This is a genomic window from Enterobacter sp. GER_MD16_1505_Eko_090 (assembly GCF_003331015.1).
Taxonomy (GTDB): Bacteria; Pseudomonadota; Gammaproteobacteria; order Enterobacterales; family Enterobacteriaceae; genus Enterobacter; species Enterobacter roggenkampii.
Map to the genome: position 1 here is coordinate 134,279 of NZ_PUQF01000006.1, position 25,424 is coordinate 159,702.

Consider the following 25,424-nt stretch of genomic DNA (forward strand, 5'->3'; position numbering starts at 1 on the left):
TGGTTTTCTCAGGCAGTAAATAAAAAATCCACTTAAGAAGGTAGGTGTTACATGTCCGAGCTTAATGAAAAGTTAGCCACAGCCTGGGAAGGTTTTGCGAAAGGTGACTGGCAGAATGAAGTAAACGTACGTGACTTCATTCAGAAAAACTATACCCCGTATGAAGGTGACGAATCCTTCCTGGCTGGCGCAACTGACGCGACCACCAAGCTGTGGGACAGCGTAATGGAAGGCGTTAAACTGGAAAACCGCACTCACGCGCCAGTTGATTTTGACACCTCCGTTGCTTCCACCATCACTTCTCACGATGCTGGCTATATCAACAAAGCCCTTGAGAAAATCGTTGGTCTGCAGACTGAAGCACCACTGAAACGCGCAATCATCCCGTTCGGTGGTATTAAAATGGTTGAAGGTTCCTGCAAAGCGTATAACCGCGAGCTGGACCCAATGCTGAAAAAAATCTTCACCGAATACCGCAAAACCCACAACCAGGGCGTATTCGATGTTTACACCAAAGACATTCTGAACTGCCGTAAATCTGGCGTTCTGACGGGTCTGCCAGATGCATATGGCCGTGGCCGTATCATCGGTGACTACCGTCGCGTTGCGCTGTACGGTATCGACTTCCTGATGAAAGACAAGTACGCGCAGTTTGTTTCCCTGCAGTCCGATCTGGAAAACGGCGTAAACCTGGAAGCGACTATCCGTCTGCGTGAAGAAATCGCTGAACAGCACCGCGCGCTGGGTCAGATCAAAGAGATGGCTGCTAAATACGGCTGCGATATCTCTGGTCCTGCTACCAACGCTCAGGAAGCTATCCAGTGGACCTACTTCGGCTACCTGGCCGCAGTTAAATCTCAGAACGGCGCAGCAATGTCCTTCGGTCGTGTATCCACCTTCCTGGATGCCTATATCGAACGTGACCTGAAAGCAGGCAAAATCACCGAGCAAGACGCTCAGGAAATGATTGACCACCTGGTCATGAAACTGCGTATGGTTCGCTTCCTGCGTACCCCTGAATACGATGAGCTGTTCTCCGGTGACCCAATCTGGGCAACTGAATCCATCGGCGGTATGGGCGTTGACGGCCGTACTCTGGTGACCAAAAACAGCTTCCGCTTCCTGAACACCCTGTACACCATGGGTCCTTCTCCGGAGCCGAACATCACCGTTCTGTGGTCTGAAAAACTGCCTCTGAACTTCAAGAAATTCGCCGCTAAAGTGTCCATCGACACCTCTTCTCTGCAGTACGAGAACGATGACCTGATGCGTCCGGACTTCAACAACGACGATTACGCTATCGCTTGCTGCGTAAGCCCAATGGTTGTTGGTAAGCAAATGCAGTTCTTCGGTGCGCGTGCAAACCTGGCGAAAACCATGCTGTACGCAATCAACGGCGGCGTTGATGAAAAACTGAAAATGCAGGTTGGTCCTAAGTCTGAGCCGATCAAAGGCGATGTGCTGAACTATGACGAAGTCATGGAGCGCATGGATCACTTCATGGACTGGCTGGCGAAACAGTACGTCACTGCGCTGAACGTTATCCACTACATGCACGACAAGTACAGCTACGAAGCTTCTCTGATGGCGCTGCACGACCGTGACGTTATCCGCACCATGGCGTGTGGTATCGCAGGTCTGTCCGTTGCTGCTGACTCCCTGTCTGCAATCAAATATGCGAAAGTTAAACCAATTCGTGACGAAGACGGTCTGGCTATCGACTTCGAAATCGAAGGCGAATATCCGCAGTTTGGTAACAACGATTCTCGCGTTGATGACATGGCGGTTGACCTGGTAGAACGTTTCATGAAGAAAATTCAGAAACTGACTACCTACCGTAACGCTATCCCGACTCAGTCTGTTCTGACCATCACCTCTAACGTTGTGTATGGTAAGAAAACCGGTAACACCCCAGACGGTCGTCGTGCTGGCGCGCCATTCGGCCCAGGTGCAAACCCAATGCACGGTCGTGACCAGAAAGGTGCGGTTGCCTCTCTGACTTCTGTCGCTAAACTGCCGTTTGCTTACGCGAAAGATGGTATCTCTTACACCTTCTCTATCGTGCCAAATGCGCTGGGTAAAGACGACGAAGTGCGTAAAACTAACCTCGCGGGTCTGATGGATGGTTACTTCCACCACGAAGCGTCCATCGAAGGTGGTCAGCACCTGAACGTGAACGTCATGAACCGTGAAATGCTGCTCGACGCGATGGAACATCCTGAGAAATATCCTCAGCTGACCATCCGCGTATCTGGCTACGCAGTACGTTTTAACTCCCTGACGAAAGAACAGCAGCAGGACGTTATCACCCGTACTTTCACTCAGTCCATGTAAGTGGAATTGACTGAAATCACGCGTTAACAAGCGTACAATAAAGGCTCCACGTCAGTGGGGCCTTTTTAGCACCCTCTCCACCTCAGTCTCTTTTGTCCGCTATCTATACTGAATGGATAACAGCCAAAACAGACTTAACACAGCCGGCTTTGAGCTGTGCATACACAGGCCCCGGACGGGCCGATGATGGAGATATCACCGCAATGTCAACTATTGGTCGTATTCACTCCTTTGAATCCTGTGGCACCGTCGATGGCCCGGGTATCCGCTTTATCACCTTTTTCCAGGGCTGCCTGATGCGCTGCCTGTACTGCCATAACCGCGACACCTGGGATACGCACGGCGGTAAAGAAGTCACCGTCGACGATCTGATGAAAGAGGTGGTGACCTATCGCCACTTTATGAACGCCTCCGGCGGCGGTGTGACCGCGTCCGGCGGTGAAGCCATTCTTCAGGCTGAGTTTGTCCGCGACTGGTTCCGCGCCTGCCATAAAGAAGGCATTCATACCTGCCTCGACACCAACGGCTTTGTACGTCGCTACGATCCGGTGATTGATGAACTGCTCGACGTGACCGATCTGGTGATGCTCGATCTCAAACAGATGAATGATGAGATCCACCAGAATCTGGTGGGCGTCTCCAACCACCGCACGCTGGAGTTTGCCAAATATATTGCCGACAAGGGCATCAAAACCTGGATCCGCTACGTGGTTGTTCCTGGCTGGTCAGATGACGACGACTCCGCGCACCGCCTGGGAGAATTTACCCGCGACATGGGCAACGTCGAGAAAATCGAGCTTCTGCCCTATCACGAGCTGGGTAAACATAAATGGGTGGCCATGGGTGAAGAGTACAAGCTTGATGGCGTGAAGCCGCCGAAAAAAGAGACGATGGAACGCGTCAAAGGTATTCTTGAACAGTACGGTCACAAAGTGATGTATTAAAGAAAAGGCCCGGTGAGAACCGGGCCTTTTTTATTCTATTTAAAGACGCCGTTAATAACGGAAGTCACAATCGCAGTACTCAGCGCAATTAAGACCAGGTCGTCACCCACTACGCGCCATTCATAGCCGGGATAGGAAGGAAGCTGGTCCAGCATTGAGGCCGGAACGGCCTTCTTCGCAATACCCGGAGGCAGTGGTTTGCCGCGCGCCAGGTTTTTTGCGATCCCCGGGGGCAGAGACTTATAGCCCGTTAAGCCGTAATTCACGGCCAGATGACGGACATGATCGAAGCTCACGCGAGCATCAACGTCATTACCGACATCTTTGCTGTTTTTGAAGTTCTTATCCGATTTTCCAGGGTTATCCTGTCCGCTATTTTGCTTATTACCATGGTTACCGGAGTTACCAGAATTCCCGTTACCATGATTGCCGCCATTACCTTGTCCGCCACCGTTTCCGTGACCACCGCCGTTCCCGTTGCCAGGATTAGCCATGACCGGAGCCGTTGCAAACGTTAAAGACAACACTACGGCAAGTGCGGTAGTGGAAAAACGACGTATAGACATGATTGTTGCCTTTTAGTGGTAGAACTCATTTGAATTATCGCCAGGGGGGAAAAACAAACAATACGTAAAAGTCTTATATGTGACAGGGACAAAAAAGCCTGTCGATGACAGGCTTTTATTTAATCAGGCGTGTGCCACAGGCGTTGGATGTTCGCCCGCTTTACGCAGAAGCATTAAGAGATAAATAAACGACACGCTGGCGATCATGATAAACAGTAAATTGTCGGAATAATTTTGCATCAGCATCGCGGTAAACGTCGGCCCTAATAAGCTGCCGATGGTATAGCTCAGTAACAGCGCCTGGTTCATTGCCACGAGCTGGTGATGCTCAACTTTCTCACAGGCCCACGCCATCGCGACCGGATAAAGCGTAAAACCTGCCGCTCCAAGAATAAACAGCGCGGGTGCCATCGCGGCATTGCTGAGCATGGCGAGGCATCCCATGATCACCACGAAGACCTGAACGCGCAGCACCAGCAAACGGCCAAAGCGATCAGCCAGACGGCCAATTGGCCATTGTCCAACAATACCCGCACTCACCATCACCGCCATCCAGAAGCCAATTCCGGAGTCGCTGACGCCCTGATGGTTCAGATAAAGCGGCATCAGGCCATAGAGCGAGCCCAGTACAATCCCCGAGATAATGCAGCCGTTAACGCCCAGACGCGCCTGACGGAGCCTCAGCATGGGCCAGACGTGGGTTGCTTCCTGGTGTTCACTGTTCTGGTTCACAATGCGCGTGAAGAGCAGCGGCAGGATTGCGGCCAGCACCATGCCCGTTACCCACGGCAGAACGCTCATCAGGTCGGTTGGCAGCTTGCTCACCATCAGTTGTCCCAGCACGGTGCCGACATAGTAAACCATCATGTAGGCAGCCAGCAGGCGTCCGCGGTTGCGGGAGGTGCCGCTGCACATCAGCGCACTTTCAACGACCACCCAAATCATCGCGCAGCCAACACCGGCGATAAAGCGCCATGCCATCCAGCTCCAGAAGCCGACCATCAGGCCCAGCCCCGCACATCCGACGGCGAAAATCAGCGAGGCCAGATAATAGCTGCGGTTAAAGCCAAAGCGCTTGATCAGGCTCCCGGTCACCAGCGTACCCAGCAGGTTCCCGGTAAAAAAGGATGAGCTGACCATACCCACCTGCCAGGTCGGTAAGTTTTCATGGGCGAGCCACAGCGGGACGAGCGTATTTAACACTGCGATCGCCAGGGTCAACAAAAGCAGGCCACAGAGCAACAGCAGCACTGGCCGGGTATAGGTGGTCATGGATTAAAAACCGCGAGGAAGTTCAGATTTCGTGCGCATCATGCCACTGGCAAAAACAAAGTCAATCCACTGATTTAGCCGCCTCGCACAATATGTTCCCTGTCGATTTAAAAAACTTATCCTGCTAATGCCACGCCTGCTATAGATATTAATTATGTCTCTGTTTTCATTTATTAATGGGGAAAATTAAAACAAAACGACAGTCGAAAAATTTCATGATCGAAAAAAGAAAAAGCCGGGCACTCTGGCCCGGCTTGATATAACCAAATGAAACGTTAACTGGCGACAGCCATACCAACGGTCATATGCAACCCGTAGAACACGCCGCGACCAATCAGTTCACCCGCCAGTACCAGCACAAAAGCCAGTGACAGCAGCGGCAGTGCCGGCTGATAACCTTTGAGCTGAGGGGCAATCCAGAATACCAGCGCGGCGACCAGCAGAACGATACGCCAGGCCATCAGCGCACCGTAGTCCGGCACCAGGGCAGAGGCCTGCTGAATAGAGCTGTGAATGGTTGCCAGTTCAGAACCCTGCATCAGGGCGACTATCGCACTCACTACCAGCGCCAGCAGCGAAACAGCGGGCAGCAGACGCATTGCCCATCCGTCGACACCCGCCACGCGCAGCAGCAGGTAGCCCAGCAGCGGCCCGCCGATAAACATCGTCAGGAAGAAGCTCATTGGCGTCCAGACGCTGTACCAGGTGGGGACGGTATCGATGGTGTTATAGACACGTATCATCATCCACACGAACACCACGCCCAGCACCATGGTCACAATCAGCCACAGGCTGCGCAGACCCGCAGGCAACTTCTTCATAGCGGCCAGCAGCCAGCCCAGCCCACCGACGGCAAAGAAAATAGCGCCACTGGCAATCTCGTTACTCAGTGATGAGGCCCCCACGCGGTTCAGAGAGTTAAACGCGCGCATCGGCGAGCCCAGGTGCAGCATTGAGGCGATAAAGCCGATCCCCATTAGCACCCACAGGCCAAACATGCTCAACACTAAACGCTGCTGCTGTTCAGCATTGAGCTGACCTTTCAATAACGCCAGCGCGAGCACAATGAAGCCGCCCGCTACGCACTGACCAAAGACCGTGAAGATCATCAGCGGCCATTCATGCCATCCACTTCCCATCTCACACCTCCTTCGGATTTGCCAGGTAGCCGGTGGTGTCACCTGTAGGACGGCTGTTGGCGTTAGGTTTAATCACAATACTCGGCTTCGTGAAGTGCGCAGACGGCAGCGGTGCCACGGCGGCAAGCTGACCGTGTTTTTGACGCAGCTCTTCAATCGGGCCGAAGTCCAGCGCGCGCAGCGGACAGGACTCGACGCAAATCGGCTTTTTGCCATCCGCTACGCGGGTGTGGCAGCCGTCGCATTTGGTCATGTGTCCTTTAGCGGCGTTGTACTGCGGCGCGCCGTACGGACAGGCCATATGGCAGTAACGACAGCCAATGCAGACATCTTCATCCACCACCACAAAACCGTCTTCGCGCTTGTGCATCGCCCCGCTCGGGCAGACTTTTGTACAAGCGGGATCTTCACAGTGGTTACAGGCAATTGACAGGTAATACGCAAAGACGTTCTGATGCCAGACGCCGTTATCTTCCTGCCAGTCGCCCCCAGCGTATTCGTAGATGCGACGGAAGCTCACGTCCGGCGTCAGGTCTTTGTAATCTTTGCAGGCCAGCTCGCAGGTTTTGCACCCGGTACAACGGCTGGAATCAATAAAAAATCCATACTGAGTTGTCATCGGTTACTCCTTAAACCTTTTCAACCTGGACAAGGTTAGTGTGGGATGGGTTACCCTTCGCCAGCGGCGACGGACGCTGTGTGGTCAGTACGTTAATACTGCCTGCCTGGTCGATGCGGTTGGCATCCGGGCTGTACCAGGCCCCTTCCCTTAACGCCACCACGCCGGGCATCATGCGCGGGGTGACTTTGGCTTCAATATGCACCTCGCCGCGACCGTTGAAGATGCGCACGCGATCGCCATTGCTGATGCCGCGCGCTTTCGCGTCCATCGGGTTGATCCACATCTCCTGGCGGCAGGCGGCTTTCAGCACGTCGACGTTACCGTAGGTGGAGTGAACACGCGCTTTGTAGTGGAAACCGGTCAATTGCAGCGGGAATTTCGCCGTCAGCGGATCGTTATAGTTTTCAAAGCCCGGCGTGTAGATCGGCAGCGGATCGATAACATCCCCTTCCGGCAGCTCCCAGGTTGACGCAATGTTTGCCAGCGCTTCGGAGTAGATTTCGATTTTGCCCGACGGCGTGGTCAGCGGGTTCGCCTGCGGATCTTCACGGAACGCTTTGTACGCCACGTGGTGTCCTTCCGGATCGCGCTGTTTGTACATCCCCTGCTTGCGGAAGGTATCAAAGTCAGGGAGGTCAGGAATCGCCTTACGGGAGAGTTCATGCAGATGGCGCATCCACCCTTCCTGAGTACGCCCCTCGGTGAACTGCTGCTCAACGCCTAGACGTTTCGCCAGTTCAGAGGTCATCTCATAAATGGTTTTGCACTCGAAGCGCGGTTTAATCGCCTGGTCGGTAAAGATCACGTAGGACATGTTGCCGCAGGAGGCGTCCAGCGCGAAATCCATCTGCTCAGAGGCGGTGCAGTCCGGCAGCAGGATATCGGCATATTTTGCCGAGGAGGTCATGTGGCAGTCGATCACCACAATCATCTCGCACTTCTTGTCGTCCTGCAGGATTTCATGGGTGCGGTTGATTTCAGAGTGCTGGTTGATGAGACAGTTACCGGCATAGTTCCAGATCATCTTGATCGGCACGTCCAGCTTGTCCTTGCCGCGCACGCCGTCGCGCAGGGCGGTCATTTCGGGGCCGCGTTCAATCGCATCGGTCCACATAAACATGGAGATGCTGGTCTGAACCGGGTTATCCAGCGTTGGCATACGTTCAAACGGCACTTCATATGAGCCTTCACGCGCGCCGGTGTTACCGCCGTGAATACCGACGTTGCCGGTCAGAATGGAGAGCATGGAAATGGCACGGGTCGCAATTTCACCGTTCGCATGACGCTGCGGACCCCAGCCCTGGCTAATGTAGGCTGGTTTGGCTGAGCCAATCTCACGCGCCAGCTGGATGATACGCTCTGCCGGGATGCCGGTGATGGTGGAGGCCCACTCCGGCGTTTTCGCCACGCCGTCGCTGCCCTGTCCTAGAATATACGCCTTGTAATGACCGTTAGCAGGTGCGCTGGCGGGCAGGGTTTTCTCGTCATAGCCGACGCAGTATTTATCCAGGAAAGGCTGATCGACGAGGTTCTCGGTGATCATCACCCACGCCAGCGCTGAGACCAGGGCCGCATCGGTACCCGGACGTATTGGGATCCACTCGTCTTCACGTCCGGCACCGGTGTCGGTATAGCGCGGATCGATGATGATCATGCGGGCATTGGATTTGGCGCGCGCCTGTTCGAGGTAGTAGGTTACCCCGCCACCGCTCATGCGGGTTTCCCCCGGGTTGTTACCAAACAGCACGACCAGCTTGCTGTTTTCGATATCGGACGGACTGTTGCCGTCCGCCCAACCGCCATAGGTGTAGTTCAGGCCAGCCGCGATCTGCGCTGAGGAGTAGTCACCATAGTGATTGAGATAACCGCCGCAGCAGTTCATCAGGCGCGCCACCAGCGTTTTTCCCGGCGGCCAGGAACGGGTCAGCGTGCCGCCGAGCGTCCCGGTACCGTAGTTCAGGTAGATGGATTCGTTGCCGTACTCTTTAATAAGGCGCTGCATATTGGTGGCGATGATATCGTAGGCTTCATCCCAGCTAATCCGCTCGAACTTCCCTTCCCCACGCTTACCGACACGCTTCATCGGATATTTCAGGCGGTCCGGATTATAGACGCGGCGACGCATGGAGCGACCACGCAGGCAGGCACGCACCTGATGTAACCCTTCGTAGTTATCGTCCCCGGTATTGTCGGTTTCGACATATTTAATTTCGCCATCCACCACATGCATACGCAGCGGACAACGGCTACCGCAGTTAACGGTACAGGCACTCCACACCACTTTTTCCGGCGAAGTGGCCGGAGACAGAGCATCTGCCGCCGACGCCAGTCGGGTAAAAGGGAGCGTGAAGGCACTACTGGCTACAGCCAGGCCGCCTATTGCCGTGGTTTTCATCAACCCACGGCGAGTGACCTCGGCAGCCATTAATGCTTCAGGCGCGTTGATTTTCATAGAGACTCACTTTGGTTGCTCACAAAGAAAAGAGAGGCGGCGCAAACCGCTATGTAGTTTTATATATAACGAATATTATCGTTATCAGCTTTTTATGCTGGCTTTCATTCGAAGGAGTATTACTACTTTAGAGGGAGAGGTTATTGCGTCGTATCAAACCAAAGGCATAAAAAAAGCGCCCTGAGGCGCTTTTTTGTTTTAAGACAAATTATTAGCCGATGTACTGCTGGCCTTTCATGTATGGACGCAGCACTTCAGGGATCTCGATACGACCGTCTGCCTGCTGATAGTTTTCCAGCACGGCAACCAGGGTACGGCCCACAGCCAGGCCAGAACCGTTCAGGGTATGCACCAGACGGGTTTTCTTATCAGATTTGCTGCGGCAACGTGCCTGCATGCGGCGCGCCTGGAAATCCCAGACGTTAGAGCAGGAGGAGATTTCACGGTAAGTATTCTGCGCAGGTACCCACACTTCCAGATCGAAGGTTTTGCAAGCACCAAAGCCCATATCACCGGTGCACAGCGCCATACGACGGTATGGCAGACCCAGCAGCTCCAGCACTTTCTCCGCGTGGCCGGTCATCTCTTCCAGCGCGTCCATGGATTCTTCAGGACGGACGATCTGCACCATCTCAACTTTGTCGAACTGGTGCATACGGATCAGACCGCGCGTGTCGCGACCGTAAGATCCTGCTTCAGAACGGAAGCACGGAGAGTGCGCCGTCAGTTTGATTGGCAGGTCGTCTTCGTCGATGATCTCATCACGCACGAGGTTAGTCAGCGGCACTTCCGCGGTTGGGATCAGCGCATAGTTGCTGCTGTCTGCTTCCTCGTCCAGCGGACGGGTATGGAACAGGTCGCCGGCAAATTTCGGCAGCTGGCCCGTACCGTACAGCGTATCGTGGTTGACCAGATACGGCACATAGGTTTCGCTGTAGCCATGCTGCTCGGTGTGCAGATCCAGCATGAACTGCGCCAGCGCGCGGTGCAGATGGGCAATCTGGCCTTTCATCACCACGAAGCGAGAGCCGGTCAGCTTAACCGCTGCCGCAAAATCCAGGCCCGCGTGCATTTCGCCCAGCGTCACGTGGTCGCGCACCTCGAAGTCAAACTCACGAGGCGTACCCCAGCGTTTCACTTCAACGTTGTCGTTTTCATCTTTGCCCACAGGCACGCTGTCGTCAGGAATATTCGGGATAGCCAGGGCAATATCACGAATTTCGGCCTGAAGAACATCCAGTTCAGCTTTCGCCTGATCCAGTTCTTCACCCAGCTTGTTCACTTCCAGGCGTAATGGCTCAATATCTTCCCCGCGCGCTTTCGCCTGGCCGATGGATTTCGATCGAGAGTTACGCTCTGCCTGCAGATTTTCAGTTTGTACCTGCAGTACTTTACGACGCTCTTCAAGAGCGCGCAGCTTATCTACATCCAGCTTAAAGCCCCGGCGTGCCAGTTTTTCAGCGACTGCGTCTGGCTCATTACGCAGCAGATTGGGATCGAGCATGCTTATCCTGTGCTTATCGAATTAAAATAGGAAATGTGACCACAGCCTGCGGTCACAAGGATACAATTGCCAACATTACCGCAACGATTGAACTAACGGTAGCGTTTTATAGGGCTATTTTGATCCTGTCCGGCGAGCCAGGTGAGCTTTTCACCAATCTTGCCTTCAAGACCTCTGTTTGTGGGGTGATAATAGCGCGTTTGTGCCATCTCCTGCGGGAAATATTCCTCCCCGGCAGCGTAGGCATTGGGTTCATCATGAGCGTAGCGGTATTCCTGCCCATACCCCATCTCTTTCATCAGTTTGGTCGGCGCATTACGCAGATGAACCGGCACATCGTAGTCCGGGCGTTCGCGTGCGTCAGACATCGCTGCCTTGAAGGCGGTATAAACCGCATTGCTTTTCGGCGCACAGGCCAGATAGACAATCGCCTGCGCAATGGCGCGCTCACCTTCTGCGGGTCCAACCCGGGTGAAACAGTCCCAGGCCGACAGTGCGACCTGCATGGCGCGAGGATCGGCATTGCCGACATCTTCTGAGGCAATCGCCAGACAGCGGCGCGCGACGTATAGCGGATCGCCACCCGCAGTAATAATACGCGCATACCAGTACAGCGCCGCATCCGGCGCGCTGCCGCGCACGGACTTATGCAGCGCCGAAATTAAATCGTAAAAACGGTCACCTTTATTATCGAAACGCGCGCTACGTTCCCCGGCAATTTCGGTGAGCAGTTCCGGCTTCAGCACCCGCTTCCCGGCGTCGTCGACCTCGGCCATGTCGGCCATCATCTCCAGCGTGTTCAGCGCCCGACGCGCATCGCCGTTGACCAGCTCTGCAATCGCACGACGCGTCTCGTCAGGCAGAACGATATCCTGTCCTCCGTAGCCGCGCGATTTGTCGTCCATCGCCTGAGTGAGAACCTTTTCGATATCCTCGGTCGTCAGCGATTTGAGCAGATAAACGCGCGCACGGGAAAGCAGCGCCGAGTTCAGCTCAAACGACGGGTTTTCGGTGGTCGCCCCAATGAAGAAGATCGTGCCGTCTTCAATATGCGGCAGGAAGGCATCCTGCTGGCTCTTGTTGAAGCGATGGACTTCGTCGACAAAAAGTATGGTGCGGCGTCCGGCGTTGCGGTTCTGACGCGCACGCTCGATAGCCTCACGGATCTCCTTCACGCCGGACGTCACCGCTGAGATACGCTCAACGTCCGCGTTGGCATATCGGGCAATCACTTCTGCAAGCGTAGTCTTGCCGGTGCCTGGGGGGCCCCAGAGGATCATGGAGTGCAAATGCCCCGCCTCAATGGCGCGCGGCAAGGGCTTCCCGGCAGCCAGCAGGTGCTGCTGACCGATGTACTGCGCTAAATTTTCTGGCCGCATACGGGCGGCCAGAGGTTGAAACGCGTTATCTGAAAAATCGAGCGACAGATTGCCCACTCACGCCTCTTACTTATTGCGTTGGTCGTCCACCGTTACGCCCTTCGGCGGGGTAAAGGTGAACTTCGATGCATCAACGGCGCCGTTCTGCTGAGATTTGAGCTGATAGCTGCTGCGCTGATCGTCCTGCTCAACCGCGCCGAACTGATTAATGGTACCGTTGGTGCTGACATTGATGGTGAACTGCTTCAGGTTGCCGTTGCTGCCTTTCGGCGTCAGGACAAACTCGTCACCCGTCTGTTTAATATTGTACTGCTGCCAGTCGCTGGCCTGGTTACGGGCAATCAGCATAAATGGCGTATTGCTGGTGGCATCTTTCAGCCAGGTCGCAGTAGCCTGCTCAACAAACGGGTTGTAGAACCATAAAGTTTTACCGTCAGACACCAGGATGCTTTCATCCGGCTGGGTCATGTGCCAGTTAAACAGATTTGGCCGTTTTACCCACAAGTCCCCCTGACCTTCCTGCACCGCGTTGCCGCTGCCGTCCGTCACTTTCTGCGTAAAGCTGGCGTGGAAGCTGCTTACTTTATCCAGTCGGCTTTTAAGGTCGCTGGCTGCATCAGCCCAGACGCTGCTGGCGAAAAAACTGGTGAGTAATGCACAGGCGATGGCGATTTTTTTCATTGTTATTCCTTAAAATACGTCTTCCCGATATGGGGTTTCCGACTTCTATTCTGGACCTGCCCGGAGGCAGGCGACAGAAGAAAATGCTTAATTTTGGCTGATTTACCCTTCTTTGCAATCGCAGAAGGTTAATCAAACGGTGGCGGAGCCAGCACCTCGCGGTTACCGTTATGCCCCTGCTCGCTCACAATGCCCTGCGCTTCCATCTGCTCGATGATGCGCGCAGCGCGGTTATAGCCGATGCGGAACTGACGCTGTACGCCAGAGATAGACGCTTTACGTTTTTCGGTAACGAAATTCACCGCCTGATCGAATAACGGATCCAGCTCTTCACCGCCGTCAAAGCCACCGCCGCCGCCTTCGCTTTCCGTATCGCTGGTGATGCCATCAACGTATTGCGGACGACCGCGCGCTTTCCAGTCCTGCACGACCGCGTGCACTTCCTGGTCGCGCACGAACGCGCCGTGAACACGCACCGGAGAGGTGGAGTTCGGCCCGGAATAGAGCATGTCACCCATTCCCAGCAGCGACTCTGCACCGCCCTGGTCAAGAATGGTACGGGAGTCAATTTTACTGGATACGGTAAAGGCGATACGCGTCGGAATGTTCGCTTTAATCAGACCGGTAATAACGTCCACGGAAGGACGCTGGGTCGCCAGCACAAGGTGAATACCGGCCGCACGCGCTTTCTGCGCCAGACGGGCAATCAGCTCTTCCACTTTCTTACCGACGGTCATCATCAGGTCAGCGAATTCGTCGACCAGCACCACGATATAAGGCAGTTTTTCCAGCACCGGATGCTGGGCATCCATGCTGTCACCCGGCTTCCAGTACGGATCCGGAATCGGACGGCCCATGCGCGCCGCTTCGGCGATTTTCTCGTTATAGCCGGCCAGGTTACGCACGCCCAGCGCAGACATCAGCTTGTAGCGGCGTTCCATCTCATTCACGCTCCAGCGCAGGGCGTTGGCGGCGTCTTTCATGTCGGTGACCACTTCAGTCAGCAGATGTGGAATACCTTCATAGACCGACAGTTCGAGCATTTTCGGGTCGATCATGATGAAACGCACATCTTCCGGCTGCGCTTTATAGAGCATGCTGAGGATCATGGCGTTCACACCGACGGACTTACCGGAACCGGTGGTACCCGCGACCAGCAGGTGAGGCATTTTTGCGAGGTCTGCCACCACCGGATCGCCAGCGATATCTTTACCCAGCACCACGGTCAGTGGAGATGGGTTATCACGGAACTTGGTGTTATCCAGCACTTCACGCAGGTAGACGGTCTGACGTTTCTTGTTCGGCAGCTCAAGACCAACGTACGGTTTGCCCGGTATCACTTCCACCACGCGCACCGCCACGGTCGACAGCGAACGCGCCAGGTCGCGGGACAGGTTGGAAATACGCGCGGCTTTTACGCCCGGCGCCAGGTTCAGTTCAAAACGGGTGATCACAGGACCCGGCGAGTAGTTCACCACGTCCGCCTTGATACGGAAGTCAGCCAGACGGGCTTCAACCAGACGCGCCATCTGCTCCAGCGCAAACGTATCAACCGGCTCGACTTCTGCTGGCGGCGGCGTCAGCAGGTCCAGCGACGGCAGCGGCGTGCTTGGACGCTGCAGCGGACGGCTGTCACCGTTACGCATCAGCAGCGGGTGAATCAGGCTCTCCTGCGGCTGTGGCGCAGGCTGCTGGAACTGCTGTTGCTGCGGCTGCTGTGGTTGCACATACGGCTGTTGAACAGGTTGCTGTGCGTAGGTCGATGGTGTCTGCTGGCGCACAGGCTCAGCTTCCGGCATCACGCTCGGGGTAAATAAAGGCTCGCTTGGGCCATCATCCACCAGATCTTTCATCGGCGAGAATTCAAAGTCCGACAGCGAGAACGGATTTGCCCCTGCTGGCTGTTCACCGGAGTAACGCTGCTGCTGCGTTGCCGCAAACTGGCGCGCTAATTCGGCTTCTGCCGCATCATCTTCGTCTTCCAGCGCAGGTTCGTCGTGCTGATAGTCTTGACCGTAGCGCTGATTCTGCTGCGCAGCGAACTGGCGGGCCAGCTCGTCCTGCTGCATTTCATCAGCATCATCGTCGTACTCAGACTCGCGCGCTTTTTCTTCAGCCATGCGCTGGGAAGGCAGCTTGATGCCATAAGAAGCAAGCTCACGGCGGGTTGGCACGCGGACGCGGTTAGGACGAGGCAGTTGCGGACCAATCCCCTCTTTCACCTGAGGACGCGGTGCGCCCCCTGTTGCCAGGCTAAAGACCGGTGCCGCCGCTGCTGCGGCCGCAGTAGCCTGCTTAACGCCTTCCGCTACGGGTGCTACAGCAGGCGTCGGGTCGACCGGCGGAACAGAAACAGAAGGCGCCTTCGTAACCGGCTCCTGCACCGGTTCAGGCACAGGCTGATACCAGGCGGCCAGCTGTTCGCGTTCACGCGCACGACGCTCTTCGACTTCTTCGAAATAGTACAGCGGTGGACGCGCAGGCTTCACCTCTTCCACGATTTCAGGCTCAGGTTCAGGCTGCGGTGCAACGTAAGGCTGCACAGGTTCAACGGGTTCAGGCACGTACTCCTGATAAGGCTGGGACACTGGCTGCTGATATTGCTGCGGTGCATACTCAGGCTGCGGCGGCTGATAAGGCTGCTGCCACTGTTCCTGCTGCACGGGGATGTAGCTTTCAGGTTCAGGCGCAATAACGGGCTCCGGCGTGTGAACACCCGGCGCAGTCTGCCAGTCAACCTGAGGCTGCTGAATAACGGATTCCGGCGGGGGGACCGGCGCGGATGGCATCACGGCGTCGACAGGCGCGGCATACGCCTGCGCAGAGGTCGTCGCGGCGGCGGCAGCCGCAACCGGCTCGGTAACCGAGTGGCCGTTCAACAGTGGATCGTATTCGTCGAAGTCACCCGGCGTGGCACGGCTACCGGAAAAAAGCACATCATCAGGATCGACGGCGGTACCTGCTGCACGGTACTCAACCTGCTCGTCTTCATCCATGCGTTTACCGGAGAAGAGCGCCGCATCGGTTTTACGGCCCAGCGGGTTGGCAAATTTCTCAGCAACACGCTGGCGACGCGCCAGCGCACCGCGCAGAATTCGGGCACGACGAGACTCGCGACGCTGCACAGGCGCATCGTCTTCCTCTTCATCTTCGTATTCGTCTTCATCCACCCACGTATCGTCACGACGGGTACGGTTACTGGCGAAGGTCAGAATGGTGAGGATAAAGCTGCCAATTTTCTCGGCAATGCTCACCCAGGACCAGCCGGTAAACAGCGTCAGCCCGGCGGCCCAGATGCACAGCAGCGCCAGCGTGCCGCCGCTGCTGTGCAGCATCGGCTGAAGCGCGGAACTTAATAAGCTGCCGATTACCCCGCCAGAGGCGAAGTACCAGATATCATCCGCATTGATCGCTGCCAGCCCGCAGGAGGTGAGGATCAGCGCCAGCGCGCCAATCAGGCGCAGCGAGACGGCGAAATAGTCGATGTAATCATCGTTCTGACGATGACGCCACGCAAACCAGCATCCGCCAATGATAATGACGGGAAGGGTGTAGGCCATCACACCGAAAATGAAAAACAGCGTGTCCGCAAGCCAGGCTCCGGGGACACCGCCTAAATTATGGATAGGCTCATGCCATGCAGTTTGTGACCAGCTGGGATCAGAGGGGTTGAAACTGAGTAAGGCTGCCATCAGCCAGACGGCAAAAAGGGCAATAACAATCAGCAAAGCCTCGAGGAGACGACGTCCGCTGCTTAGCTTCGATAGTGTGACTTCTTTGTCTTCAGTGTATTCCTGGCTCAAGAAAGGCTCTCCAGGTATCAGGCATATCCTGCCTGTTTGCTAAAACGGACAACAGCGCCGGGACTCCCCGGCACTGTTGCTGTATGGATTAACAGGAGTGTAATCAAACTACGCTGATTTTGCACCTGTTCCGTGTTAGCGCGTCTTAATAACCAGACGATTGCTCTGTTTGACCTCTTCCATTACCACATAAGTACGGGTGTCGTTCACGCCCGGCAGACGCAACAGGGTTTCCCCCAGCAGCTTACGGTAGGCGGACATATCAGGCACACGGGTTTTCAACAGGTAGTCGAAATCACCGGACACCAGATGGCACTCTTGAATTTCTTCAAGTTTTTGTACAGCGGCGTTAAATTGCTCAAACACATCCGGCGCACCACGATTCAGAGTAATCTCAACAAATACCAGAAGTGAGGCATCCAGATAATGCGGGTTCAGCAGAGCCGTATAGCCCTGAATAAAACCCTGTCTTTCCAGTCGGCGCACACGCTCAAGGCACGGCGTCGGGGAAAGTCCCACACGTTTTGAAAGCTCGACGTTGGAAATACGCCCATCCTTTTGCAATTCATTCAGAATGTTACGATCGATACGGTCGAGATCTTTGCCAGGGCGCTTCTTGCTATCTACCATTATTATTGTCTCTCTGTATTCCTTCCCTACTCCTGCCTGGACCCTGTGCACATCACTGTTCAGAGCCTGTACCCGTTAGTCATCACATCGCCTGGTTTTGTATTAGACGCGATGCGGATTCGGGTTCTGTTGGTAAGAAGACCGTTGCCCGAAGGCTGTCACCGACATCACGTATGGCGTCTGTCCACGCCATGCGTAGATTTCACTGACCCGGTAAAAATGGCATTTACGTGCATGCCTATGCGGCATACGGTTAACGCGGTTTTTTTTCTTCCTTGAATGTTTTCGCAAAAGCGCAGGGGATTGTCAAAGCAAAACATCGTTTTTTAGTACAACATGCCGGATATTCATTACGACAGGGTATTAATCCTCATTTTATTGCCTTATAAACGACCGGTTTTCTTAAGAAAGCGTGATGTTATCGCGCGCGATTCATCGTCCACGGCTATTACACAGATTGATATCAAAATTGCTGCGCTCTTTTTTTACGGCAACAAATTCCCTACAATCCAGCCAAATGTCTGCCAACAACAATGGGGATCTCATGGGCACGGCCAAACACAGTAAGCTGCTAATCCTTGGTTCTGGACCTGCGGGATATACCGCGGCGGTCTACGCTGCACGCGCTAACCTGCACCCGGTACTCATCACCGGTATGGAAAAAGGCGGTCAGCTGACCACCACCACCGAAGTGGAAAACTGGCCAGGGGACCCGAACGACCTGACCGGGCCGCTGCTGATGGAGCGCATGCACGAGCATGCCGCTAAATTCGAAACCGAAATTCTGTTCGATCACATCAACAAGGTCGACCTGCAGAACCGTCCGTTCCGCCTGACGGGCGACAGCGGTGAATACACCTGTGACGCGCTGATCATCGCTACCGGCGCCTCTGCCCGTTATCTCGGTCTGCCATCCGAAGAAGCGTTCAAAGGCCGCGGGGTTTCTGCCTGCGCCACCTGCGACGGTTTCTTCTATCGCAACCAGAAAGTCGCGGTTATCGGCGGCGGCAACACCGCGGTGGAAGAAGCGCTTTATCTGGCCAACATTGCCTCTGAAGTGCACCTGATCCACCGTCGCGAGACCTTCCGCGCGGAGAAGATCCTGATCAAACGTCTGATGGATAAAGTGGCAAGCGGCAACATCGTGCTGCACACCAACCGCACCCTGGAAGAGGTGACGGGCGACCAGATGGGCGTTGCCGGTCTGCGTATCCGTGATACCCAGAACACCGATAACGTCGAAACGCTGGAAGTGGCGGGTCTGTTCGTGGCTATCGGCCACAGCCCGAACACCGCGATCTTCGAAGGCCAGCTGGAGCTGGAAAACGGCTACATCAAAGTGCAGTCCGGCATTCACGGTAATGCGACTCAAACCAGCATCCCGGGCGTATTCGCGGCCGGCGACGTAATGGACCACATTTACCGTCAGGCGATCACCTCTGCGGGCACCGGCTGTATGGCCGCGCTGGACGCTGAACGCTACCTCGATGGACTGGCTGAACAAGGTAAATAATCTTTACAAGTCAGTAACAAACGTAAATAAAGGCGGCGATAAGTCGCCTTTATTGTCTCCCCGTTGTAACATTGCGCTGCCCAACTTCTAATAACGTCACCTGCAAAGTACGCAATGGAAAAAACCCGTCAACAAGAGTTAACTCGCTGGCTGAAACAGCAAAGCGTTCTTTCCCGCCGCTGGCTTACGATTTCCCGTATTTTGGGTTTCATCAGCGGTCTGTTGATTGTTGCCCAGGCATGGCTGCTGGCCCGCATTCTTAATCACATGATCATGGAGAACATTCCCCGCGAAGCGCTCCTGCTGCCCTTTATTGTCCTGATCCTGATTTTTATCCTGCGCGCCTGGGTGGTGTGGCTGCGTGAGCGCGTCGGTTTTCACGCCGGACAGCACATCCGCTACGAGATCCGCCGTCAGGTGCTCGACAGGCTTCAGGAAGCCGGGCCCGCGTGGATCCAGGGTAAACCGGCCGGTAGCTGGGCGACGCTGATCCTTGAGCAGATTGACGATATGCATGACTACTACGCGCGCTATCTGCCGCAGATGGCCCTTGCCGTCTTCGTTCCGCTGCTGATCGTGATCGCCATTTTCCCGGTGAACTGGATGGCAGCGCTGATTCTGCTGGGCACCGCCCCGCTGATCCCGCTGTTTATGGCGCTGGTCGGGATGGGGGCAGCGGATGCCAACCGCAGAAACTTCCTGGCTCTGGGTCGACTGAGCGGTCATTTCCTCGATCGCCTTCGCGGCATGGAGACGTTGCGCATTTTTGGCCGCGGTGAAGCGGAAACCGAAAATATTCGCCTGGCGTCGCAGGACTTTCGTCAGCGCACCATGGAAGTGTTACGCCTCGCCTTCCTGTCCTCCGGCGTACTGGAATTCTTCACCTCACTGTCGATTGCCCTCGTGGCGGTCTACTTCGGCTTCTCCTACCTCGGGGCGCTGGATTTCGGCCATTACGGCACGGCGGTGACCCTTTCAGCCGGGTTCCTGGCGCTGATCCTGGCGCCGGAGTTTTTCCAGCCGCTTCGCGATCTGGGGACCTTTTATCACGCCAAAGCCCAGGCGGTTGGCGCCGCCGATAGCCTGAAAACGTTCCTGGAAACGCCGCTGGCCCACCCGGAGCGCGGTGATGTAACGCTGAATGCTAAAGACTCCGTGACCATTGAAGCGCAGGACTTTTCCATTATGTCGCCCGAAGGCAAAGTGCTCGCCGGTCCGCTGAACTTTACCTTACCTGCCGGACAACGCGTGGTGCTTGTCGGCATCAGCGGTTCCGGGAAAAGTTCTCTGCTGAACGCGTTGTCCGGTTTTATGGCCTACACGGGTTCACTGCGGATCAACAAAACTGAACTGCGCAACCTCGATCCTGACGCCTGGCGTAAACAGCTCAGCTGGGTAGGCCAAAACCCGCAGCTCCCGGCATCTACGCTCCGTGAAAACGTGCTTCTGGCGCGCCCGGACGCGCGTGAAGATGAGCTGCAATCGGTTCTCGACCGCGCCTGGGTCAGCGAATTTCTGCCGCTGCTGCCGCAAGGGGTGGATACCGTAGTCGGCGACCAGTCCGCCGGGCTGTCGGTCGGGCAGGCGCAGCGTGTGGCCGTTGCCCGCGCGCTGCTTAACCCATGCCAGCTTATGCTGCTGGACGAGCCCGCAGCCAGCCTTGACGCACACAGCGAGCAGCGCGTAATGGAAGCGCTTAACGCCGCCTCGCTGCAGCAAACCACCCTGATGGTCACCCACCAGCTGGAAGGGATTGCCGACTGGGACCAGATCTGGGTCATGGAAAACGGCCGTATTGTTGAGCAAGGCGACTACGCCTCTCTCGTTGCCGCCCAGGGGCCATTTGCGACCCTGCTGGCAAACCGTCAGGAGGATATCTGATGCGCGCTCTGCTGCCTTATCTTGCGCTCTATAAACGCCACAAATGGATGCTGACGCTGGGGATTGTGCTGGCGATTGTCACGCTGCTCGCCAGCATCGGCCTGCTCACGCTTTCCGGCTGGTTCCTGTCGGCCTCGGCCGTCGCGGGGTTCGCCGGATTATACAGCTTCAACTATATGCTTCCGGCCGCCGGGGTTCGCGGTACCGCCATCACCCGTACTGCCGGACGCTATTTCGAACGGCTGGTCAGCCACGACGCCACTTTCCGCGTGCTGCAGCACCTGCGTATCTATACCTTCAGCAAACTGCTGCCCCTCTCCCCTGCCGGGCTGGCGCGTTTTCGTCAGGGCGAGTTGCTTAACCGCGTGGTGGCGGACGTTGACACGCTGGATCACCTTTACCTGCGCGTGATTTCCCCTATCGTGGGCGCGTTTGTGGTGATTGTGGTGGTCACGCTGGGGCTGTCTGTTCTGGATGTTCCCGTTGCGCTGACGCTGGGCGGGATCATGCTGCTGACGCTTATCGTTCTGCCGCCGCTGTTTTACCGCGCCGGGAAATCCACCGGGGAAAACCTGACGCGCCTGCGCGGGGACTACCGCCAGCAGTTGACCGCCTGGCTTCAGGGGCAGGCAGAGCTGACCATTTTTGGTGCCAGCAAGCGCTACCGCGCGCGGATGGAAAGTACGGAGCTGAACTGGCATGAGGCCCAGCGCCGTCAGTCGGAACTGACGGCCTTCTCTCAGGCGCTGATGATGCTGATCGGCGGCGTGGCGGTGATTGCCATGCTGTGGCTGGCTTCCGGCGATATTGGGGGAAACACACAGCCGGGTCCGCTTATTGCCCTTTTCGTTTTCTGTGCGCTGGCCGCGTTTGAAGCGCTGGCTCCGGTGACGGGCGCCTTCCAGCATCTGGGACAGGTCATCGCCTCTGCCCTGCGCATCACCCAGATTGCCGAGCAGGAGCCTGAAGTCACGTTCAGTGCCGGGCAGACCGCTGTCCCTGAGCAGGTTGCGCTGACGCTTGAAGATGTTACCTTCAGCTATGACAAACAGGCGCAGAACGCGCTGGACGGTATCACCCTTTCTGTGAATGCCGGTCAGCGGATTGCGATCCTCGGCCGTACCGGCTGCGGTAAATCGACGCTGCTGCAGCTGTTGACCCGCGCCTGGGACCCGCAGCGCGGTCAGATTCGTTTTAATAATACGTTGCTGACCGATTTCAGCGAGCAGGCCCTGCGCAAAACCGTCAGCGTCGTTCCGCAGCGCGTGCATCTGTTTAGCGCCACCCTGCGTGATAACCTGCTGCTGGCTGCGCCAGAGGCCTCTGATGATGCGCTTCGCGCCGTGCTGGAACAGGTCGGTCTGCATAAGCTGCTTGAGGGCGATGGACTGAACAGCTGGCTCGGTGAAGGCGGTCGTCAGCTTTCCGGCGGAGAGCTGCGCCGTCTGGCGATTGCGCGCGCGCTGCTGCACGATGCGCCGCTGATGCTGCTTGACGAACCCACCGAAGGGCTGGATGCCACGACCGAGAGCCAAATCCTTGATTTGCTGGCCAATGTCATGACCGGTAAAACCGTCCTGATGGTCACGCACCGCCTGCGCGGACTGGCGAGTTTTGATCGGATAATTGTGATGGACAACGGACACATTATTGAGCAAGGTAGTCACGCAGAGCTGTTGGCGAAACAGGGTCGCTACTTCCAGTTTAAACAGCGTCTGTAGACTATATTTGTAGCGTCCTCACTCGCGTACTGGAGTTTTGCTGTCATGCGCCTGGTCCAGCTTTCTCGTCATAACATCGCGTTCCCTTCTCCTGAAGGGGCGCTGCGTGAGCCCAATGGGCTGCTGGCCCTTGGTGGTGACCTCAGCCCTGCGCGGCTGTTGATGGCGTATCAGCGCGGCATCTTCCCCTGGTTTTCTCCCGGCGACCCGATTTTATGGTGGTCTCCCGATCCGCGTGCCGTGCTGTGGCCAGAGCAGTTTCACCTGAGCCGCAGCATGAAGCGTTTCCATGCAAAATCACCGTACCGCGTCACCCTGAACCACGCCTTTGGTCAGGTCATTGAAGGCTGTGCCGAAGACCGGTTTGAGGGAACATGGATAACCCGCGATATCATTACCGCTTACCACCAGCTTCACGAGCTTGGCTACGCGCACTCCATTGAGGTGTGGGACGGCGGAGCACTGGTCGGCGGCATGTATGGCGTGGCGCAGGGGACGCTGTTTTGTGGTGAGTCGATGTTCTCCCGCGCGGTTAACGCCTCGAAAACGGCGCTGCTGGTCTTCTGCCAGGCGTTTGCCCAGCGCGGCGGACGCCTGATCGATTGTCAGGTGCTCAATGAGCACACGGCTTCCCTCGGCGCCGTTGAGATACCGCGACGCCAGTACATCGAGCATCTGGATGCCAGCCGTCAGGAAAAGCTCCCGCGCGACTTCTGGATACCGAGAACGCTCTTTATGCCCAATGCCTAAATGTTTTCCGCATATTTTTTGTGAGGGTGTTATAATTACGCCGCAGAGTAGCTTCTGCCTGTTGCCCCGCCGCCGTTTGGGACCTTCGCTTCAGATAACGTCCTGACGTTTATCCTGTTGTATCCCCTTTACGAATGCGCTTTCCGTTCGGTTGTACCGTGACGCTTGGGCAATGCGCCGAAACTGTTTTGCTGCGTTTCAAACGCGCAATTCTTTACTTAATTGATGAATTTCGGCATTATCTTGCCGGTTCAAAACTTGGTAGTGATACCCCAGAGGATTAGATGGCCAAAGAAGACAATATTGAAATGCAGGGTACCGTACTTGATACGTTGCCTAATACCATGTTTCGCGTAGAGCTGGAAAACGGTCACGTGGTAACTGCGCACATCTCCGGTAAAATGCGCAAAAACTACATCCGCATTTTGACGGGCGACAAAGTGACTGTTGAACTGACCCCGTACGACCTGAGCAAAGGCCGCATTGTCTTCCGTAGTCGCTAATTGTTTTCGCCTGTAATGGCAGATGAATATTAAATAAGGCCGGGATATTCCCGGCCTTATTTTTTTGTGTCGCAGTTGATTATTTGAACAATTAATTAGCCGTTCGTTCCAGCTTCAGGGCTGTCTGTTCGACAGTGCACGGTCCGAGGACTGTTAGGCCTTATTTTCTATTTTGCTGAGCTGCGTGTGCGGCAGTGCATCCTTATACTCACTCCATCACTTTGATTCCAGCTTTCTAAGCTGCCTGTACGGCAGAGCACGCGGTTTCTGCTGACATATTCTGTCCGCGCATTTTCTAAGCTGCCTGTACGGCAGAGCACGTGTCTTTCCATACTCTGCTTCGTACTTCTCATTTCTAAGCTGCCTGTACGGCAGAGCACACCGCTTGCCTGGCAAATGGGGGATTCATATACTTTCTAAGCTGCCTGTACGGCAGAGCACGTTTCTGGTTCCGATTCTTCGCATTCTGCGAATTTCTAAGCTGCCTGTACGGCAGAGCACACACCGCTTGTTCACCAAGGTGCGCAAGGGTTTTTCTAAGATGCCTGTACGGCAGAGCACTGAAATAATATCTCCACACCCTTATGATTTGCATACAAAAAAAGCTAAAAATCCTTCTCTCACCCTCTTTTTCATCCACCAGAAATAATCATTTAAAATCAATCTATTACACAAACGCTAAAAATTAGGGTCAAAACACCTTTCTTCGCATTAATCCCCCACACAAAAACACCCATTCCACCCACCCTGACAAATGGCTATACTTAACCATGACAAATGACATCACTCAGGAGGTTACATGAGAACATGGATCCCCGCACAGAAACCTGCTGATAACGCACTTTGGCGTTACGCCGGTTTACCCGCCAACCGAGGTATGCGGTTGATTGAATTTCTCAATCAGGGATTACCCGTCAGCGTGCTCGACAACATCCACGAGTGGACGTCCATGTCGAAAGCGGACATTTTGCGTGTCACGGGTATCAACGAACGTAACGTGGCCCGCCGCAAAAGCGCGGGACGGACGTTAACGCCCGACGAGAGCGAACGCGTGGCCCGTTTCGTTCGGGTGCTGGACGCTGCCGTTGACTATTTTGGCAGTAAAGAAGAAGCATGGACCTGGCTGCAGGCACCGGTGCGCGGACTCGGGAACGTGGCGCCTGTCGACTTAATAGCGACGGAAACCGGTGCGCTGGAAGTCACCGATTTAATTGGCCGCCTGGAACACGGCGTGTTCGCATGATTTTTTATCGTCTGGTGACAGGACGCTATGCCAGCGAGGCGTGGAGTGGGAGTGGTGCAAATCAGTATGGCGGACGTTGGAATCATAAAGGCCATCCAGCTGTGTATGTCTCCACCTCCATCTCGCTGGCCTCACTGGAGATTTTGGTACATGTCAGAAAAGATACCGTGCTGAATCAGTACCAGCTTTTCAGCATTGATATCCCGGATGACCAGATAGATTACCTGGATAAAGCGTGGCTCCCCGAGGACTGGCAGGAAAATCCGGCGCCGGTATCGACAATGGATCTGGGAACCGGTTGGTTGCAGGCTAACAGTGCCCTCGCGCTTATCTTACCTTCCTGTATCATTCCTTATGAAAACAATGCCATCCTTAACCCCTTACATCCGGCGTTCCACTCGGCGCTCAATTCAGTTCAGCAACTCCCCTTTATTTTTGATACCCGCCTGGCTGAAAAAACCGCACCCTGAACGCGGATGCGGTTATG

The 25,424-nt window shown here is 55.5% G+C and carries 19 protein-coding genes and 1 CRISPR repeat array; of the genes, 9 read left to right on the forward strand and 10 right to left on the reverse strand.

The window, feature by feature from the left end; all coding sequences use genetic code 11:
* Positions 1-51 precede the first annotated feature (51 nt).
* Positions 52-2,334 (forward strand): formate C-acetyltransferase, encoded by a 2,283-nt coding sequence (pflB, locus tag C6A40_RS08850; protein WP_008499975.1) that lies wholly within the window; start codon positions 52-54, stop codon positions 2,332-2,334.
* A gap of 203 nt (positions 2,335-2,537) precedes the next feature.
* Entirely contained in the window at positions 2,538-3,278 is a 741-nt protein-coding gene (gene pflA / locus C6A40_RS08855) for a pyruvate formate lyase 1-activating protein (RefSeq protein ID WP_025912934.1), read from the forward strand.
* A 35-nt stretch (positions 3,279-3,313) separates the two neighbouring features.
* Here pflA and C6A40_RS08860 read toward each other — a convergent pair whose 3' ends face one another.
* The 10 genes from C6A40_RS08860 to lrp all read right to left on the reverse strand — a co-directional run bounded on the left by C6A40_RS08860 (position 3,314) and on the right by lrp (position 17,326).
* On the reverse strand, positions 3,314-3,844 hold the full coding sequence (locus C6A40_RS08860; RefSeq protein ID WP_023292887.1) for an anti-virulence regulator CigR family protein: 531 nt from the start codon (positions 3,842-3,844) through the stop codon (positions 3,314-3,316).
* Positions 3,845-3,967: 123 nt separating this feature from the next.
* Positions 3,968-5,116 carry an MFS transporter gene (locus C6A40_RS08865; RefSeq protein WP_045334139.1) on the reverse strand — a complete coding sequence of 383 codons (1,149 nt, stop codon included), beginning with the start codon at positions 5,114-5,116 and terminating at the stop codon, positions 3,968-3,970.
* Positions 5,117-5,391: 275 nt separating this feature from the next.
* Positions 5,392-6,255 (reverse strand): dimethyl sulfoxide reductase anchor subunit family protein, encoded by an 864-nt coding sequence (locus tag C6A40_RS08870; RefSeq protein WP_045334137.1) that lies wholly within the window; start codon positions 6,253-6,255, stop codon positions 5,392-5,394.
* A 1-nt stretch (position 6,256) separates the two neighbouring features.
* Entirely contained in the window at positions 6,257-6,874 is a 618-nt protein-coding gene (locus C6A40_RS08875; RefSeq protein ID WP_021240882.1) for a DMSO/selenate family reductase complex B subunit, read from the reverse strand.
* A gap of 10 nt (positions 6,875-6,884) precedes the next feature.
* On the reverse strand, positions 6,885-9,329 hold the full coding sequence (dmsA, locus tag C6A40_RS08880) for a dimethylsulfoxide reductase subunit A (protein ID WP_114191262.1): 2,445 nt from the start codon (positions 9,327-9,329) through the stop codon (positions 6,885-6,887).
* A 211-nt stretch (positions 9,330-9,540) separates the two neighbouring features.
* Positions 9,541-10,833, reverse strand: a complete 1,293-nt coding sequence (gene serS, locus C6A40_RS08885) for a serine--tRNA ligase (protein ID WP_008499983.1) — start codon at positions 10,831-10,833, stop codon at positions 9,541-9,543.
* Positions 10,834-10,925: 92 nt separating this feature from the next.
* On the reverse strand, positions 10,926-12,269 hold the full coding sequence (gene rarA, locus C6A40_RS08890) for a replication-associated recombination protein RarA (protein WP_008499984.1): 1,344 nt from the start codon (positions 12,267-12,269) through the stop codon (positions 10,926-10,928).
* A gap of 9 nt (positions 12,270-12,278) precedes the next feature.
* Positions 12,279-12,893: an outer membrane lipoprotein chaperone LolA gene (gene lolA / locus C6A40_RS08895; protein ID WP_045334135.1), complete on the reverse strand. Its 615-nt coding sequence runs from the start codon at positions 12,891-12,893 to the stop codon at positions 12,279-12,281.
* A gap of 128 nt (positions 12,894-13,021) precedes the next feature.
* Positions 13,022-16,696 (reverse strand): DNA translocase FtsK 4TM domain-containing protein, encoded by a 3,675-nt coding sequence (locus C6A40_RS08900; protein WP_045334133.1) that lies wholly within the window; start codon positions 16,694-16,696, stop codon positions 13,022-13,024.
* A gap of 135 nt (positions 16,697-16,831) precedes the next feature.
* Positions 16,832-17,326, reverse strand: coding sequence for a leucine-responsive transcriptional regulator Lrp (gene lrp, locus C6A40_RS08905; RefSeq protein WP_000228469.1), 495 nt, complete (start codon positions 17,324-17,326; stop codon positions 16,832-16,834).
* 544 nt (positions 17,327-17,870) lie between these two features.
* Here lrp and trxB point away from each other — a divergent pair.
* The 7 genes from trxB to C6A40_RS08945 all read left to right on the forward strand — a co-directional run bounded on the left by trxB (position 17,871) and on the right by C6A40_RS08945 (position 25,407).
* Positions 17,871-18,839, forward strand: a complete 969-nt coding sequence (gene trxB / locus C6A40_RS08915; RefSeq protein ID WP_021240886.1) for a thioredoxin-disulfide reductase — start codon at positions 17,871-17,873, stop codon at positions 18,837-18,839.
* Positions 18,840-18,953: 114 nt separating this feature from the next.
* Positions 18,954-20,720, forward strand: a complete 1,767-nt coding sequence (gene cydD / locus C6A40_RS08920; RefSeq protein WP_045334131.1) for a heme ABC transporter permease/ATP-binding protein CydD — start codon at positions 18,954-18,956, stop codon at positions 20,718-20,720.
* Positions 20,720-22,441 carry a heme ABC transporter ATP-binding protein/permease CydC gene (cydC, locus tag C6A40_RS08925; protein ID WP_021240888.1) on the forward strand — a complete coding sequence of 574 codons (1,722 nt, stop codon included), beginning with the start codon at positions 20,720-20,722 and terminating at the stop codon, positions 22,439-22,441. Before cydD ends, cydC begins: the two co-directional genes overlap by 1 nt.
* 45 nt (positions 22,442-22,486) lie before the next feature.
* A complete protein-coding gene (gene aat / locus C6A40_RS08930) occupies positions 22,487-23,191 on the forward strand; it encodes a leucyl/phenylalanyl-tRNA--protein transferase (RefSeq protein ID WP_008499991.1) in 705 nt (234 codons plus the stop codon).
* Positions 23,192-23,475: 284 nt separating this feature from the next.
* Positions 23,476-23,694: a translation initiation factor IF-1 gene (gene infA, locus C6A40_RS08935; RefSeq protein WP_002211347.1), complete on the forward strand. Its 219-nt coding sequence runs from the start codon at positions 23,476-23,478 to the stop codon at positions 23,692-23,694.
* Positions 23,695-23,926: 232 nt separating this feature from the next.
* A CRISPR array of direct repeats spans positions 23,927-24,255; the repeat unit is 28 nt; unit sequence TTTCTAAGCTGCCTGTACGGCAGAGCAC.
* 238 nt (positions 24,256-24,493) lie between these two features.
* A complete protein-coding gene (gene parS / locus C6A40_RS08940) occupies positions 24,494-24,937 on the forward strand; it encodes a type II RES/Xre toxin-antitoxin system antitoxin (RefSeq protein ID WP_023327017.1) in 444 nt (147 codons plus the stop codon).
* Complete coding sequence (locus C6A40_RS08945) at positions 24,934-25,407, forward strand: RES family NAD+ phosphorylase (protein WP_045334129.1); 474 nt, start codon at positions 24,934-24,936, stop codon at positions 25,405-25,407. The genes parS and C6A40_RS08945 overlap by 4 nt, the downstream gene beginning before the upstream one ends.
* Positions 25,408-25,424 lie beyond the last annotated feature (17 nt).